The following is a 215-nucleotide window of genomic DNA, read 5'->3' as shown; positions in this document are numbered from 1 at the left end:
GACCTCACCAGCATCGTGATCACACAACAGCCGGACCACGGCACACTGGTGGTCAACAGCAACGGTACTGTGACCTACACACCGGATACCAACTACAACGGCCCGGACAGCTTCCAATACACCATTGCGGATGCGGCAGGTAACGTCTCCAACGCAGCGACCGTCAACCTCACCGTGACCCCGGATAACGATCCACCGGTGGCCGTCGATGACAG

Annotated in this window: 1 protein-coding gene; it reads left to right on the top strand. The window is 59.1% G+C overall.

The genetic code is table 11. The features are described 5' to 3' along the window. Positions 1–215, top strand: a 215-nt coding sequence (locus EOE65_RS18085) for a cadherin-like domain-containing protein (protein ID WP_164847168.1), incomplete at both ends; no start/stop codon positions are given.

Origin of the sequence: Neptunomonas marina (assembly GCF_004005935.1) — a bacterium.
GTDB lineage: Bacteria > Pseudomonadota > Gammaproteobacteria > Pseudomonadales > Balneatricaceae > Neptunomonas > Neptunomonas marina.
The sequence above is the reverse complement of the archived record's forward strand: the minus strand, read 5'-3'. Positions and strand labels throughout refer to the sequence as shown.